The sequence below is a fragment of the Salipiger sp. genome (genome assembly GCF_059781815.1).
The window spans coordinates 1-15620 of record NZ_JBYNAH010000116.1 but is presented as its reverse complement, the minus strand read 5'-3'; the positions used below and the strand labels follow the sequence as shown (position 1 = coordinate 15620).

Genomic DNA, 15620 nt, shown 5'->3' with positions numbered 1-15620 from the left:
GGCGGCGGAGGCGCTGCGGCGACGGGTGGAAGAGGGGGTGACGGCATGAGCGAGACGGGCGCGATGCGCGATCACTGGTACCCGGTGGGGATGACCAAGCAGGTCACTGAAGCGGGCCGCGACACGCTGCTGATGGGCGAGCCGATCCGGGTCTTTCTCGACGGCGGCCAGCCGCAGGTCAGCGACGGCGCGGGCCGTGCGCTTCCCGTGATCGACCGCTTTGGCCATGTCTGGACCTCGCTGGGCTTGCCCGCGAAGGATCTCTTCACCATCCCCGAGGCCGATCAGCCCGGGCGGCGGCTTGTCGATGTGGGCGTCTGCCGGGTGCGCTGCTCGCCGCTGCGCGCGGTGGAGAATTTCCTCGACATCGCGCATTTCCCCTTCGTGCACACCGACATCCTCGGCTCCGAACCGCATACGGAGGTCGAGCGCTACGAGGTCGAGATCCGCGACGATGTCGACGAGGTCTGGGCCACCAAGGTAAAGTTCTTCCAGCCGCAGGCGGCGAAATCCGCCGCAGGTGGCATCACCACCGATTACATGTACCGCGTCTGCGCCCCGACCTGCTCGGTGCTCTACAAGACCTGCCCGCCGAAGCCCGGCGAGTGGGACGTGATCGCGCTCTTCGTGCAGCCGCTGACCGAGACGCTTTGCGATGTCTGGCCATGGATGGCGCTCTACGATGACGACGCCGAGATGACCGACCTGATCCATTTCCAGCAGATGATCTTCGTGCAGGACCGCTCGGTGCTGGAAAACCAGCTCCCCGCGCTGCTGCCGCTCGATCCGGGGATGGAGATCCCGACCCGGGCCGACATGACCTCGATCGCCTATCGCCGCTGGCTCAAGCGGCACGGCTTCACCTACGGCGCGCAACTGGTGGCGGCATGATCCTCTACGACTACATCCTCTCGCCCTCGTGCTACCGCGTGCGGCTGCTGGCGGCGCTGATCGGGCGCCGGCTCGATCTGCGGGCGGTGGATTTCCACCCCGGGCAGGAGCATCTCTCCGAGCCGATGCTGGGGCTGAACCCGGCAGGGACCATCCCGGTGCTGCAGGATGATGGCCTCGTGCTGACCGAGAGCACCGCGATCCTCACCTATCTCGCCGCCCATGACGCGCCGGCCTGGCTTGGCGAGGACACGCCCGCCATGCGCGCCCGCGTGGCGCAATGGCTGGCCTTCGCGCAGCGGCTGACCGACAGCGCGGGGGCTGCGCGCGCGCATGACATGCTGCTGGCGGAGGGCGATATCGAGGCGCTGCGCGGGCAGGCCACGATGGCGCTGCGCGAGCTCGAGGCGGCGCTCTCGGCGGCGCGGCGGCGGGGCGAGGGCTTCCTTGCCGGCAACCGACCGACGATTGCCGACATCGCCTGCTTCCCGCATGTGGCGCTTGCCCCCGATGGCGGGCTGCCGCTCGATCCGTACCCCTCGATCCGGCTCTGGATGCGGGCGATCCGGGCGCTCGACGGCTTCATCGAGATGCCCGGCATTCACCGCCTGCACGAGCTCAAGCCCGAGCCGGGGGCGATGCCCGAGGTGATCCGGAAGGAGAAGGCCTGACATGTCCGGATACCTGCTGAAGGGCTGCGCCGCGGTGGTGACCGGCAACGAGGTGCTGCGCGACGTGGACCTGCTGACCGAGGGCGCGGCGATCAAGGCGATCGGGCCGGGGCTGGCGGCACCGGGGGCCGAGGTGATCGACGCCGACGGATGGTTCGTCTACCCGGGCCTCGTCAACACGCATCACCATTTCTTCCAGTGCTTCGTGCGCAACCGCGTGGAGCTCGACTGGACCAAGCTCTCGGTGATCGAGTGGCTCGACCGGATCTACCCGATCTTTGCCCAGCTCACCGAGGAGAGCTTCTATCACAGCTCGCTGACGGCGATGGCGGAGCTCGCCAAGCACGGCTGCACCACCGCCTTCGACCACCAGTACTGCTTTCCGCGCAAGGCCGGGAAAGGCATCGTGGATCGGCAGTTCGAGGCCGCCGAGAAGATCGGCCTGCGCTTCCATGCCGGTCGCGGCACCAACACGCTGCCCAAGTCCGAGGGCTCGACGATCCCCGACGAGATGCTCGAGACCACCGACGAATTCCTCGCCGATTGCGAGCGGCTGATCGACGCCTATCACGATGCCGGGCCGTTCTCGATGCGGCAGGTCTCGCTGGCGCCGTGCCAGCCGGTGAACTGCTACCGCGAGACCTTTGTCGAGAGCATCCGGCTGGCGCGCGACAAGGGCGCGATCCTGCACAGCCACGTGGGCGAGGGCGAGAGCGAGGTGATCCGCGCCCGCCACGGCATGAGGACGGTCGACTATCTCGAGGAGATGGGCTTTTGCGGGCCCGACACCTTCTATGCCCATTGCTGGGAACTGACCGAGGACGAGCTGCGCCAGATGGCGGCGAGCGGCACCGGCGTGTCGCATTGCCCCGAGCCGGTCTACCTCGTGGGCGCCGAGGTCACGCCGATCCCGGCGATGGAGGCCTTTGGCGTGCGGGTGGGCCTTGGCTGCGACGGGGCGGCGAGCAACGACAATTCGAACCTCATGCACTGCCTGCACTCGGCCTACATGCTGCAATGCCTTGTCGCCTCGAGCCGCAGCCACAAGGTGCCCGAGCCCGCGGCCTTCCTGCGCTACGGCACCTCGGGCGGCGCTTCGCTGCTGGGGCGGACAGATATCGGCCAGCTGGTGCCGGGCATGGCCGCCGATCTCTTCGCCATCGACAGCCGCCGCATGGACTATGTCGGCACCCGTCACGACCCCGAGAGCCTGATCCCGCGGGTGGGCATCGGCATGGCCACCGACATGACCATGGTGAACGGCAAGATCGTCTGGGCAGACGGGGCATTCCCCGGGCTCGACGAGCGCGAGATGGTTTCCGAAGCGGAAGCCGCACTCGCCAAGATAGATATATAAAACAGGGAGTAACCAAAACATGACGAAGCCTCTCAACCGCCGCCGGTTCCTTCAGACCTCGGCCGCCACCGGCCTCGCCGCCGGCATCGCGCCCTCCATCGCGCATGCGCAGGATCCGCTCGGCATCGCGCTGGTCGTGCCCTCGCCGGTGGGCGAGGTCGGCTGGTCGCACGCGCTGGCCATGGGGCTCGAGCCGATCAAGGCCGAGTACGGTGACAACGTGAATATCACCATCCTCGAGAACATCCCCGAGGGCCCCGATGCAGACCGCATCATGAACAAGGTCGTCGCGGACGGGAACAAGTTCCTGCTCGCCGGCAGCTTCGGCTACCAGAACGGCGCCATGCAGATCGCCCGCCGCAACCCCGATGTCACCGTGCTGCACGCCTCGGGCTTCATGGTCGCGCCGAACTTCTCGCCCTTCGCCGCGAAGTATTTCCAGGGCACCTACCTGATGGGCATGGCCGCCGCGGCGCTGTCGAAGACCGGCAAGCTGGGCTCGGTCTCGGCCTTCGCGATCCCCGAACTCATCACCTCGATCAACGCCTTCACGCTGGGCGCGCAATCGGTGAACCCGGATATCGAGGTCTCGGTGGTCTGGGTGAACTCGTGGTTCGATCCGGCGCAGGAGCAGGACGCCGCCAAGGCGCTGCTGGCCCAGGATTGCGACGTGATCTTCTCCAACGCGCAGGACACGCCCTCGGTGGTTTCGGTCTGCGAAGAGGCGGGCGCCTACGTGTTCAACCTCAACTCGTCGATGAAGGAAAACGCGCCGACCAAGTATCTCGGCTGCGTCGAGACCGACTGGTCGCCGTTCTTCATGGAGTCGGTGAAAGGCCATCTCGACGGCACGTTCGAGGGCCGCAACGCCTTCCTCGGCGTCGAGGACAACGTCGTGAAGGTGGTCGACTGGAACCCCGACATCCCCGCCGAGACCAAGGCCAAGATCGACGAGGTCGAGGCGGCGATTGCCGATGGCTCGTTCCACCCGTTCACCGGCCGCATCGTCAAGCAGGACGAGACGGTGGGGGTCGAGGATGGCGAGACGCTGCCCGACGAGGCGATCGTCTCGATGGACTGGCACGTGGCCGGCGTGACCACGCCGCTGCCGAACTGACCTGACGATGCCGGCGCCGCTGCTCTCTCTTCGGGGCCTCTCGAAGAGCTACGGGACCGTGCGGGCGAACCGCGACATCGATCTCGATGTCGCGGAGGGCTCGATCCACGCCATCCTTGGCGAAAACGGCGCCGGCAAATCGACGCTGATGAAGCTGATCTACGGCGTCGAAAGCCCGGATGCGGGCGAGATGCGCTGGCAGGGGAATGTTGTCGCCCCAAGCTCTCCCAACGAGGCAAGATCGCAGGGCATCGGCATGGTGTTCCAGCATTTTTCGCTCTTCGAGACTCTGACCGTTGTCGAGAATATCTCGCTCATCGTGCCGGGGAAGAAGCGCGCGCTCGTGGCCCGCATCCGCCAGCTGGGCCAGGATTACGGGCTCGAGGTCGACCCTTTGGCGCATGTCCACGCGCTCTCGGTCGGCGAGCGCCAGCGGGTCGAGATCATCCGCTGCCTGATGACCGATCCCAAGCTGCTGATCCTCGACGAGCCGACCTCGGTGCTGCCGCCGCAATCGGTCAAGACCCTGTTCGAGACCCTGCTCAAGCTGCGCGACCGGGGTGTCTCGATCCTGTTCATCTCGCACAAGCTCGAAGAGATCCGCTCGATCTGCGACCACGCCACCATCCTGCGCGACGGCGCGGTGACCGGCAATGTCGATCCACGCGAGCATGACGCGCATGACCTCGCGCAGATGATGATCGGGCGCGACATGCCCGAGGCCCGCGCCTTCGCGGCGCGCGAACCGGGGCCGGTCCTGCTTGAACTGGCGGGGCTCGACTACCAGCCCGACGACCCGTTCCAGATGTCGCTCAAGGCGGTGAGCCTGAAGCTGCACGCGGGCGAAATCCTCGGCATCGCCGGCGTCTCGGGCAACGGGCAGGGCGAGCTGGCCCGGCTGATCTCGGGCGAGACCCGCCGCCATGCCGAGGCCCGCGACGAGGTGATGATGTTTGGCCAGCCGGTGGGCGATCTCGGCGCCGCCGCGCGCCGCAGGCTGGGCTTTGCCTTCGTCCCCGAAGAGCGGCTGGGCCGTGGCGCGGTGCCGGAGATGTCGCTCTCGGACAACAGCCTGCTGACCGCGCACGGGCTCGGCCTCGTCAAGCGCGGCCTGATCGACCGCGGCGCCGAAGACGCGTTTACCCGCCGCTGCATCGCCGATTACGACGTGCGCACCCCCGGCCCGCAGGCCGAGGCCGGGGCGCTCTCGGGCGGCAATTTGCAGAAATTCATCGTCGGCCGCGAGATGGAGCTGGCGCCAAAGCTCTTCTTCGTCTCGCAGCCCACATGGGGCGTCGATATCGGCGCCGCCACCGAGATCCGCCGCCGCCTCGTCGACATGCGTAATGAAGGCGTCGCGGTGCTGGTGATCTCGGAGGAGATCGAGGAGCTGTTCGAGATCTGCGACCGCATCCAGGTGATCCGCGAGGGCCGGCTGTCGCCGTCGCTCACGGTCTCGGAGACGCGGGTCGAGGAGGTCGGCCGCTATATGATCGGCGCAGAAGAGGGGGCCGCGTGATGGGCATCCGGATGATCCGCCGCACCACCGCCTCGCGGCGCATGGCGGTGCTCGCGCCGATGGGCGCGCTGGCGCTCGCCATCGTGCTGAACTTCCTGCTCTACATCGTCATGGGCAACGATCCGGCAGCGGTGTTCTATGCGCTGCTGCTCGAGCCCTTCGTGTCGTGGTCGTCCTTCTCGGAGGTGCTCTTGAAGATGACGCCGCTGCTGCTCATCGCGCAGGGGCTCGCCATCGGCTTCCGCGCCAAGGTGATCAATATCGGCGCCGAGGGGCAGTTCATCCTCGGCGCGATCTTTGCCAGCTCGATTCCGGTCTGGTTCCCGCAGGCGACGGGGGGCTGGATCTGGCCGCTGATGCTGCTGCTGGGCGGCGTGGGCGGCGCGCTCTGGGCGGCGCTTCCGGCGTTCTGGCGGGTGCGGCTCAACGCCTCCGAGATCCTCGTCACGCTGATGATGAGCCTGATCGCGGCGCAGCTGCTGGCCTATCTGCTGGTGGGGCCGTGGAAGGATCCGATGGGGTTCAATTTCCCGCAAACGGTGATGTTCCAGTGGGATGCGATGGTGCCGACCCTGATCCCCGGCACGCGGGTCAACGTGGCGCTTATCCTGGCGCTGCTCTGGACCGCGCTGGCCTATGTCTACATGCAGAAGAGCTTTCAGGGCTACCAGCTGGTGGTCGGCGGGCTGGCGCCGCACGCTACCGCCTATGCGGGCTTCTCCGAGGGGCGCGCGGTCTGGCTGTCGCTGCTGATCGGCGGTTTCGCGGCGGGTCTCGCGGGCGCCGCCGAGGTGGCGGGGCCGATGGGCCAGCTGCAGCGCGGGATCGCCTCGGGCTATGGCTACGCGGCGATCATCGTGGCCTATCTCGGGGGGCTGCACCCGGTGGGCATCCTGTTTTCCTCGCTGTTCATGGCAGCGCTCTATATCGGCGGCGACAATGCCATGGTCTCGGCCGGGCTGCCGGTGGCCGCGGTGCGGGTGTTCCAGGGCTGTCTGCTCTGCTGCTACCTCGCGGCCATCGTGCTGGTGCGTTACCGGCTGGTGCGTGACGGGCAGGAGGTGACGGCATGAGCGCGCTCTCCTTCATCATCGCCGGCATGCTGGCCGCCGCCATGCCGTTCCTGCTTGCCGCGCTTGGCGAGCTGGTGGCCGAGCGCTCGGGCGTTCTGAACCTCGGCATCGAGGGCATGATGGCGCTTGGCGCCGTGGTGGCCTTCATCGTGGTGCGCCAGAGCGGCGGCCACGCGATGGGCTTTGTCGCCGCGGGGCTGGCGAGCGCGGCGCTCGCGATGGTCTTCGCCTGGCTGGCGCTGGCGGTGCGGGCCAACCAGGTGGCGGCGGGGCTTGCCATCGGCATCCTCGGGCAGGGGCTCTCGGCGCTGTTCGGCAAGCGCTACGAGAGCCTGACCGTGCCCGGTCTGCCCAAGCTCTCGATCCCGGGCCTTTCGGAGCTGCCGCTGCTGGGCGGGCTGTTTTCGCAGGACGCGGTGGTCTGGCTGGGCCTGCTGGCGACGCTGGCGATCTGGGCCACGCTGCGGTTTTCCAAGCTCGGTCTGGTGATCCGCGCGGTGGGCGAGAACCCCCACGCGGCGCGCGCTCTGGGCTACAACGTCATCGCCATCCGCTACGGCGCGGTGGCGTTCGGCGGGCTGATGGCGGGCTTTGCCGGGGCCTACGCGGCAACGGTCTACACCCCGCTCTGGGCCGAGGGCATGATCGCCGGGCGCGGCTGGATCGCGCTGGCGCTGGTGGTCTTCGCCACCTGGATGACCGGCCGGGTGGTGTTTGGCGCGGTGCTCTTCGGCGCGGTGTCGCTGTCGCAGCTCGCCGCGCAGGCCGGCGGCGTGGCGCTGAACTCGCAGCTGCTGGCGAGCCTGCCCTACATCGTCACCATCCTCGTGCTGGGCGCGATCTCGGCCAACAAGCGGCTGCTGAAGATCAACGGCGTGGCCTCGCTGGGCGAACCCTTCGGACGCTGAGCCCCGCGCGGGGGCTTGTCACGAAACCGTCGCGCCGCCACGCTATCGCCTGCTGAACCTTGAGAGGAGACAGGCGATGACGCTTTCCGCCTTCAGCGCACCGGGCCGGTTCTGGCGCGGCAACCTGCACACCCATTCGGACCGCTCCGACGGCTGCCTGACGCCGCAGGAGGTCTGCCGCCGCTACCGCGCCGAGGGCTATGACTTCCTCGCCCTGACCGACCATTTCATCGGCGCCTACGGCTACCCGATCACCGACACGGTGCCGTTCCGCGAGGCCGGTTTCACCACCATTCTCGGCGCCGAGATCCACTCCGGCGCCATGGCCAACGGTGAGCTCTGGCACATCCTCGCCGTTGGTCTGCCGGCGGATTTCGCGCCGCCCCACGCGCCGGGCTTCGCGCCGGTCGAGGGGCAGGAAAGCGGCCCCGAGATTGCCGCCCGCGCCCGCGACGCCGGTGCCTTCGTCGCCATCGCCCACCCGCAATGGTCGGGGCTCACGCTCGCTGACGCGCGCGGCCTCGCCGCGGCCCACGCGGTCGAGATCTACAACCACGGCTGCGCCACCGGCTGCGACCGCGCCGACGGGGCCGCCATTGCCGACCTGCTGCTCTCCGAGGGCCGCCGCCTGAGCCTCGTCGCCACCGACGACGCGCATTTCACCGAGCCCGATCATTTCGGCGGTTGGGTCATGGTCAAGGCCGAGGAAAACGCCCCCGACGCTCTGCTCGCGGCGCTGAAACGCGGCGATTTCTACTCCAGCCAGGGCCCCGAGCTGCGTGCCGTCCACCTCACCGAGGGCGGCGTCGAGGTTGAAAGCTCCGCCGTCCAGACGGTCATCGTGCAGGGCCACGGCTCGGCGGCGACCGCGGTGCACGGCCAGTCGCTGACCTCGGCCACGGTTCCGCTGGAGCGCTTCCGCAACAGCCCGTGGCTGCGCGTCACGGTGATCGACCGGGCCGGCAAGCGCGCCTGGTCCAACCCGATTTGGCGCTGAGGCGCTGCCCGCCCGGCGAGGGCGCATCTGGCGCGGCCGGATGCCTCCGGCGGGAGTATTTTTGACGAAGAGAAGCCAGGGGCGCTTTGGCCATCCCTTCTTTGGTTCAAAAATACCTCGGGGGTGAATTGGCGCATAGTGCCAAGAGGGGGCTGGCCCCCTCACGCCCCTAGCAAGGGGCGATGCGCCAATGCGCCCAAAGGAAAACCCCGCCGGCACCATTGGTGCGGCGGGGTCCCCGGGTCCCGTGAGTGGCAATTTCGGACCCGACGCAGGGCGGCGTGCCGCCCCGCGCAGTTCTGTGGCGCTTACGCCGCGACGTCGAAGCGGTCGGCGTTCATCACCTTGGTCCAGGCGGCCACGAAGTCGGTCACGAACTTCCCGGCATTGTCGTCCTGGGCGTAGACCTCGGCATAGGCGCGCAGCACCGAGTTCGAGCCGAACACCAGGTCGACGCGCGAGGCGGTGTACTTGACCTCGCCCGACTTGCGGTCGCGGATCTCGTAGGTGCCGCCGGCCACCGGCAGCCACTGGTAGGCCATGTCAGTAAGCACGTCGAAGAAGTCGGTGGTCAGGGCGCCTTCGCGCTCGGTGAACACACCCAGCTTGCTGCCGCCGTGGTTGGTGCCCATGGCGCGCATGCCGCCGACCAGAACGGTCATCTCGGCGGCCGTCAGGCCCATCAGCTGGGCGCGGTCGAGCAGCATCTCTTCCGGGCTGACCACGTAGTCGGTCTTCTGGAAGTTGCGGAACCCGTCCGCCAGCGGCTCGAGCGGCTCGAAGCTCTCGGCATCGGTCATCTCCTGGGTCGCGTCGCCGCGGCCCGGGGTGAACGGCACTTCGAGATCGTAGCCCGCGGCCTTGGCCGCCGCCTCGACACCCATGTTGCCGGCCAGCACGATCACATCCGCCACCGAGGCACCGGTTTCAGCCGCGATCGGCTCGAGCTTGGCGAGCACCGAAGCGAGGCGCTCGGGCTCGTTGGCCTGCCAGTCCTTCTGCGGGGCCAGGCGGATGCGGGCACCGTTGGCACCGCCGCGCATGTCCGAGCCGCGATAGGTGCGGGCGCTGTCCCAGGCGGTGGCGACCATGTCGGCCATCGACAGGCCGGTCTCGGCGATCTTCGCCTTGACGGCGGCGACGTCGTAGGAGGTCGAGCCGGCGGGGATCGGATCCTGCCAGATCAGGTCTTCCTGCGGCACGTCCGGGCCGATCCAGCGCGCCTTGGGGCCCATGTCGCGGTGGGTCAGCTTGAACCAGGCGCGGGCGAAGGCATCCGAGAAATATTCCGGATCCGCCATGAACTTCTCGCAGATGGCGCGGTAGGCCGGGTCCATCTTCAGCGCCATGTCGGCATCGGTCATCATCGGCATGGTCTTGATCGAGGGATCCTCGACATCGACCGGCATGTCTTCCTCGGCGATCTCGACCGGCTTCCACTGCTTGGCACCGGCGGGCGAGGTGGTCAGCTCCCACTCGTGGCCGAAGAGCATGTCGAAATAGCCCATGTCCCACTGGGTCGGGTTGGTGGTCCAGGCGCCTTCCGGGCCGCCTGCGAGCACGTCACGGCCGATGCCGCGGCCCTTCTTGGGCATCCAGCCGAGGCCCTGGTCCTCGATCCCGGCCGCTTCCGGCTCGGCACCGATATTGTCCGGGGTCGCGCCGCCGTGGCACTTGCCGATGGTGTGGCCGCCGGCGGTCAGCGCGACGGTTTCCTCGTCGTTCATCGCCATCCGGGCAAAGGTCTCGCGCATCTGCTCGGCGGTGGCCAGCGGATCGGGGTTGCCGTTGACGCCCTCGGGGTTGACGTAGATCAGGCCCATCTGGACCGCGGCCAGCGGGTTTTCCATGGTGTCGGGCTTGGACACGTCGCCATAGCGCGCGTCGGAGGGGGCGAGCCACTCTTTCTCGGCGCCCCAGTAGATGTCCTTCTCGGGGTGCCAGATGTCTTCGCGACCGAAGGCGAAGCCGTAGATCTTCAGGCCCGAGAGCTCGTAGCCGATGGTGCCGGCGAGGATCATCAGGTCGGCCCAGGAGATCTTGTTGCCGTATTTCTTCTTCACCGGCCACAGGATGCGGCGGCCCTTGTCGGTGTTGGCGTTGTCCGGCCAGCTGTTGAGCGGGGCAAAGCGCTGGTTGCCGGTGGCGGCGCCGCCGCGGCCGTCGGCGAGACGGTAGGAACCGGCGGCGTGCCACGCCACGCGGGCCATCATGCCGAGATAGGAGCCCCAGTCACCGGGCCACCACTCGACGCTCTCGGTCAGGCACTTGCGCACGTCTTCCTTCAGGGCCTCGAAGTCGAGCCCTTCGAGCTCCTTGCGGTAGCTGAAGTCCGGACCCATCGGGTTGGTCTTGGTGTCGTGCTGGTGCAGGATGTCGAGGTTGAGCGCATTGGGCCACCAGTCCATGACCGAGGCACCGACCGCGGTCATGCTGCCGTGCATCACCGGGCACTTGCCGGTGCGTTCGCTCTTGTTGATGTCGCCTTCGACCGTATGTCCGTCCATGGTGTCCTCCAGAGGCTTGCGTGCTTGTCGATATAGGTGTTGGAGTCCGCCGTTCGGACGCGTCATTGTGACCCGTTCGAGCGGCATCGGCCTCGCTTGCTAGAATCGTTCTAGCAAAGCCGCCTCATAAAGCCCAATTGCATTTTCTTAAACATCCGATAAGACAGGCTTATGGCAAATATCTCGATGAAACACCTGCGCTACTTCGATGCGCTGGCCCGTCTGGGGCATTTCGGGCGTGCCGCCGAGATCTGCGCGATCAGCCAGCCGGCACTGTCGATGCAGATCCGCGAGCTCGAGGATCTGATCGGTGCGCCGCTGGTCGAGCGCGGGGCGCGGCAGATCCGGCTGACCTCGCTGGGCGAGGAATTCGCCGCCCGTACCGGCGAGATCCTGCGCTCGGTCGACGATCTCGCCGATCTGGCGCGGGCGGCGCAGGGCCCGCTGGTCGGGCGGCTGCGCATCGGGGTCATTCCGACCGTCGCGCCCTACCTGCTGCCGCGGGTCATCACCTCGCTGGCGCAGGAATATCCCGGGCTCGACCTGCGCCCGCGCGAGGCGGTGACGAAGACCCTGATCGAGGATCTGCACGACGCCCGGCTCGACACCGCCATCGTGGCGCTGCCGATCTCGGAGCCGGGGCTCGAGGAGGTGGCGCTGTTCGACGAGGAGTTCGTGCTGGTGCGCGGCCCGGGCGAGGCCAACAAGCCGGTGCCGGATCCGAGTATCCTGCACGAGATGCGGCTGCTGCTGCTCGAGGAGGGGCACTGCTTTCGCGATCAGGCGCTGTCCTATTGCAAGCTCTCGCCCTCGGTCACCCGCGACCTGATGGAGGGCAGCTCGCTCTCGACGCTGGTGCAGATGGTGGGGGCGGGGATCGGCATCACCTTGATCCCCGAGATGGCGCTGCCGATCGAGACGCGCTCGGCGCAGGTCTCGCTGGCGCGGCTGCCGAGCCCGGCGCCGGTGCGCACCATCGGCATGGTCTGGCGCAAGTCGACGCCGCTGGGAGAGCAGCTTTCGCGGATCGCCGAGATCGTGCGCCAGGTGGGGTGCGAGGCGACCGAGAGCGCGGCGCAGCTTTCCGCCAGTCCGCCCGCCTGAGCCTTCGGGCCGGGGGCAGGGGCAGTGTCTCGCTAGAGGCAACGGTCCGCTTTGGCGCGCGCGGCTCCGAGTGCGACAAAACCGTGTGAAATCCCCGCCATGCGGTCGGGTTTTGACCTGCATCATGTCTCGTTAGCGCCCGATGGATAACCTGCGCCCATGATTGAGTACCGCATTCACGGGCGTGGCGGTCAGGGCAGCGTTTCCGCAGCCTATCTGCTTGCCTCCGCCGCATTCGAGGCCGGCCAGATGTGTCAGGCCTTCCCCGCCTTCGGCGCCGAGCGCCGGGGCGCGCCGGTCACCGCCTTCGTGCGCACCGACGACACACCGATCGAGCTGCGCGCGCAGGTGCGCCGCCCGCATTACCTGATCGTGCAGGACGATACGCTGCTGCATGACGAGGCGATTACCGCCGGGCTGCGGCCGGGCGGCGGCATGGTGGTGAACTCGCTGCAGGACAGCGACGCCATCGGCGCGCATTTCGGCTGCCGGGCGCTCTGCCTGCCGGCCAATGCGCTGGCGGTCGAGACCATCGGGCGCCCGATCCCCAACGCGGCGCTGCTCTCGGCCCTGCTGACGCTCACTGCCGACCTGCCGCTCGATGCGCTGAAGGCGGCGCTGGGCAAGCGCTTCTCGGGCAAGCTGCTGGCCGGCAATCTCGAGATGGTCGACCGGGCCGCGGCGCTGGTGCCCGACGCTGCATGGAAGGAGCCGCTCGATGCGTGAAGCGCTCGAAGGAAGCCAGGCCATCGCGCGGGCGGTGGCGCTTTGCCGCCCCGACGTGGTGGCGGCTTATCCGATCACCCCGCAGACCCACATCGTCGAGAACCTCTCGGTGTTGGTGGCCGAGGGCGATCTGCACACCGAGTTCGTCAGCGTCGAGTCCGAGTTCTCGGCGGCCTCGGTGGTGCTGGGCGCCGCCGCTGCCGGGGCGCGGGCCTATACCGCCTCGGCCTCGCAGGGGGTGCTGTTGATGGCCGAGGTGCTGTTCAACATCGCCGGGCTGCGCATCCCGCTGGTGATGAGCGTGGCCAACCGCGCGGTCTCGGCGCCGCTGTCGATCTGGAACGACCACGCCGATTCCATGGCGGTGCGCGACAGCGGCTGGATCCAGCTGCACTGCGCCAGCAACCAGGAAGCCGCCGACACCACGATCCAGGCCTTCCGCCTCGCGCAGGAGACCGAACTGCCGGTGATGGTCTGCATGGACGGGTTCGTGTTGACCCACGTGATGGAGCCTATCGACCTGCCGAGCGCTGAAGAGGTCGACGCCTGGCTGCCGCCCTTCGTCTTCGACCGGGCGCTTGATCCGTCCGCGCCCAAGTCGCTCGGCATGCTCGTCACGCCCGAGTTCTTCCCCGAGATCCGCCATTCCCACCACGCGGCGATGCAGAAGGCCCTGCCGGCGATCGAGGCAATCGACGCCGACTGGCAGGCGCGCTTCGGGCGGGCCTGCGGCGGGCTGCTGACGGTCGAGGGCTATGCCGACGCCCGCGTCGGCGTGCTGGCCATGGGCTCGACCATCGGCACCCTGCGCGCCGGCATGGCCGAGCCGGACGCGCCCAAGGCGCGGCTGATCAAGCTGCGCGCCTTCCGCCCGTTCCCCGCCGAGGCGCTGCGCGCGGCGGTGCGCGGGCTCGACCACCTCATCGTCATCGACCGGGCGATCTCGCCCGGGGCGGGCGGGGTGGTGGGGCTCGAGGTGGCCGCCGCCCTTGCCGGGCATGAGGCCATGCCCCGGCTGCACAACCACGCGCTCGGCCTTGGCGGGCGCGACATTCCCGAGACCGTCTTCGCCGACCTGATGGCCGCCATCGAGGACCCGGACGCGCCGGGCTTCTCGGTTTTCGACGCCGATCTCGGCAAGCTTGCCCCAGAGGACCGCTGATGTCCGATCCAGATCCCCGCAATGCCGCCAACCCGCGCCTGGCCGAGCTGCGCCGCCGTCATGGTCGCCAGCCACAGGCGCCTTCCGAACCCGCGCCCGCGCTCGCCCCGCGCGACCGTCAGCCCCGGTTCCGGGGGCTCGAATCCGGTCACCGCGCCTGTCAGGGCTGCGGCGAGGCGCTGGCCGCCCGGCTGGTGATGGAGAGCGCCGGCCCCGACGTGATGGTCGCCAACGCCACCGGCTGCCTCGAGGTCTTCACCACCACCTGGCCGCAATCGGCCTGGCGCGTGCCGTGGATCCACTCGCTGTTCGAGAACGCCTCGGCGGTGGCCTCGGGCATGGAGGCCGCGATGCGCGCCAAGGGGCGCAACACCAAGGTGCTGGCCTTCGGCGGCGACGGCGCCACCTATGACATCGGCTTTCAGACGCTGTCGGGGATGCTCGAGCGTTATCACGACGTGCTCTATGTCTGCTTCGACAACGAGGCCTACATGAACACCGGCATCCAGCGCTCGTCCTCGACCCCGCACGCGGCGGCGACCACGACCTCGCCGGCGGGACGCGAGCGCATGGGCAAGCGGCACCTCAAGAAGGATCTGCTGTCGATCATCGCCGCGCATCACATCCCCTACGCCGCCTCCGCCTCGGTGGCCTTCCCGCAGGACCTGCAGCGCAAGGTGCGCTACGCCATGGGGATCACTGGGCCGACCTTCCTCGTGGTGCATTCGCCGTGCCCGCTGGGCTGGAAGCACGAGAGCTGTCTGACCATCGAGATCGCCCGCCGCGCGGTGGAGTGCGGCCTCTTCCCGATGGTCGAGCTCGAGCGCGGCGCGGTGACCAACGTCATGCCGATCCGCCAGCCGCGCCCGGTGCGTGACTATCTCGAGCTGCAGGGCCGCTTCCGGCACCTGTTCTCCGACGATCCGCGCGCCGAGAAGGAACAGGCCCACCTGCAGGCGCTGGCCGACCACAACATCGCGACATTCGGGCTGGCGGGTGAGGCCGACGACCCCGCCGACACCCACGGCGCGGCGCTGGTGCACCGCGGCGGCCCGTCAGCAGGAGGGTTCTGAGATGACCACGCTCACCCGCGGCGCCTGGGGCATCGCCGGCGCCTCGCTCGATTTCAAGACCGGCAACTGGCGCTCGACCGAGCGCCCGGTGCACCTGCACGCCAAGGCGCCCTGCCACGCCGCCTGTCCGGCGGGCGAGGATCAGCAGGCGTGGTTCGCGCTGCTGCAGCAGGGCGAGACCCGCGCCGCCTGGGAGGCACTGGTGGCCGCCAACCCGCTGCCGTCTGTCACCGGCCGGGTCTGCCCGCATCCCTGCGAGAGCGCCTGCAACCGCGCCACGCTCGACGGCGGGCTGGCGATCCACAATGTCGAGCGCTGGCTCGGCGATGAGGCGGTGGCGCAGGGCTGGGACTACCCGGTCGCGGCGCCGCCCGCAGAGGCTCCGCGCGTCGCGATCGTCGGCGCGGGGCCGGGCGGGCTCTCGGCGGCGTATCACTGCCTGCGCCTCGGCCTGCGGCCCGAGATCTTCGAGGCCGCCCCGCAGCCCGGCGGGCTGCTGCGCTCGGCGATCCCGC

General features: G+C 68.7%; 14 protein-coding genes. 13 read left to right on the top strand and 1 reads right to left on the bottom strand.

Annotated features, from left to right (window positions below):
- The first annotated feature begins 45 nt into the window (after positions 1 to 45).
- The 8 genes from AC6RA4_RS14405 to AC6RA4_RS14370 all read left to right on the top strand — a co-directional run bounded on the left by AC6RA4_RS14405 (position 46) and on the right by AC6RA4_RS14370 (position 8533).
- Positions 46 to 891, top strand: a complete 846-nt coding sequence (locus tag AC6RA4_RS14405) for an aromatic ring-hydroxylating dioxygenase subunit alpha (RefSeq protein ID WP_500161413.1) — start codon at positions 46 to 48, stop codon at positions 889 to 891.
- Positions 888 to 1562: a glutathione S-transferase family protein gene (locus tag AC6RA4_RS14400; RefSeq protein ID WP_500161411.1), complete on the top strand. Its 675-nt coding sequence runs from the start codon at positions 888 to 890 to the stop codon at positions 1560 to 1562. The genes AC6RA4_RS14405 and AC6RA4_RS14400 overlap by 4 nt, the downstream gene beginning before the upstream one ends.
- 1 nt (position 1563) lies before the next feature.
- Entirely contained in the window at positions 1564 to 2919 is a 1356-nt protein-coding gene (locus tag AC6RA4_RS14395) for an amidohydrolase (protein WP_500161409.1), read from the top strand.
- A 19-nt stretch (positions 2920 to 2938) separates the two neighbouring features.
- Positions 2939 to 4036, top strand: coding sequence for a BMP family ABC transporter substrate-binding protein (locus tag AC6RA4_RS14390; RefSeq protein WP_500161408.1), 1098 nt, complete (start codon positions 2939 to 2941; stop codon positions 4034 to 4036).
- Positions 4037 to 4043: 7 nt separating this feature from the next.
- On the top strand, positions 4044 to 5555 hold the full coding sequence (locus AC6RA4_RS14385) for an ABC transporter ATP-binding protein (RefSeq protein ID WP_500161406.1): 1512 nt from the start codon (positions 4044 to 4046) through the stop codon (positions 5553 to 5555).
- Positions 5555 to 6628, top strand: coding sequence for an ABC transporter permease (locus AC6RA4_RS14380; RefSeq protein WP_500161404.1), 1074 nt, complete (start codon positions 5555 to 5557; stop codon positions 6626 to 6628). Before AC6RA4_RS14385 ends, AC6RA4_RS14380 begins: the two co-directional genes overlap by 1 nt.
- The gene (locus AC6RA4_RS14375) at positions 6625 to 7536 is read left to right on the top strand and encodes an ABC transporter permease (protein ID WP_500161402.1); all 912 of its coding nucleotides are present in this window, start codon (positions 6625 to 6627) and stop codon (positions 7534 to 7536) included. Before AC6RA4_RS14380 ends, AC6RA4_RS14375 begins: the two co-directional genes overlap by 4 nt.
- 76 nt (positions 7537 to 7612) lie before the next feature.
- The gene (locus AC6RA4_RS14370) at positions 7613 to 8533 is read left to right on the top strand and encodes a PHP domain-containing protein (protein ID WP_500161400.1); all 921 of its coding nucleotides are present in this window, start codon (positions 7613 to 7615) and stop codon (positions 8531 to 8533) included.
- A 308-nt stretch (positions 8534 to 8841) separates the two neighbouring features.
- On the opposite strand, the gene katG is transcribed toward AC6RA4_RS14370, so the two are convergent.
- Positions 8842 to 11040 (bottom strand): catalase/peroxidase HPI, encoded by a 2199-nt coding sequence (gene katG, locus AC6RA4_RS14365; protein ID WP_500161398.1) that lies wholly within the window; start codon positions 11038 to 11040, stop codon positions 8842 to 8844.
- 171 nt (positions 11041 to 11211) lie between these two features.
- Between katG and AC6RA4_RS14360 the strand changes: the two genes are divergently transcribed.
- The 5 genes from AC6RA4_RS14360 to AC6RA4_RS14340 form a co-directional block, all read left to right on the top strand.
- On the top strand, positions 11212 to 12144 hold the full coding sequence (locus tag AC6RA4_RS14360) for a hydrogen peroxide-inducible genes activator (protein ID WP_500161396.1): 933 nt from the start codon (positions 11212 to 11214) through the stop codon (positions 12142 to 12144).
- 159 nt (positions 12145 to 12303) lie between these two features.
- Positions 12304 to 12870, top strand: coding sequence for a 2-oxoacid:acceptor oxidoreductase family protein (locus AC6RA4_RS14355; protein WP_500161394.1), 567 nt, complete (start codon positions 12304 to 12306; stop codon positions 12868 to 12870).
- The gene (gene porA / locus AC6RA4_RS14350) at positions 12863 to 14032 is read left to right on the top strand and encodes a pyruvate ferredoxin oxidoreductase (protein WP_500161392.1); all 1170 of its coding nucleotides are present in this window, start codon (positions 12863 to 12865) and stop codon (positions 14030 to 14032) included. The genes AC6RA4_RS14355 and porA overlap by 8 nt, the downstream gene beginning before the upstream one ends.
- Complete coding sequence (locus AC6RA4_RS14345) at positions 14032 to 15105, top strand: thiamine pyrophosphate-dependent enzyme (RefSeq protein WP_500161390.1); 1074 nt, start codon at positions 14032 to 14034, stop codon at positions 15103 to 15105. The genes porA and AC6RA4_RS14345 overlap by 1 nt, the downstream gene beginning before the upstream one ends.
- 1 nt (position 15106) lies before the next feature.
- Positions 15107 to 15620, top strand: a 514-nt coding sequence (locus tag AC6RA4_RS14340; protein WP_500161388.1) for an NAD(P)-binding protein, incomplete at its 3' end; no start/stop codon positions are given.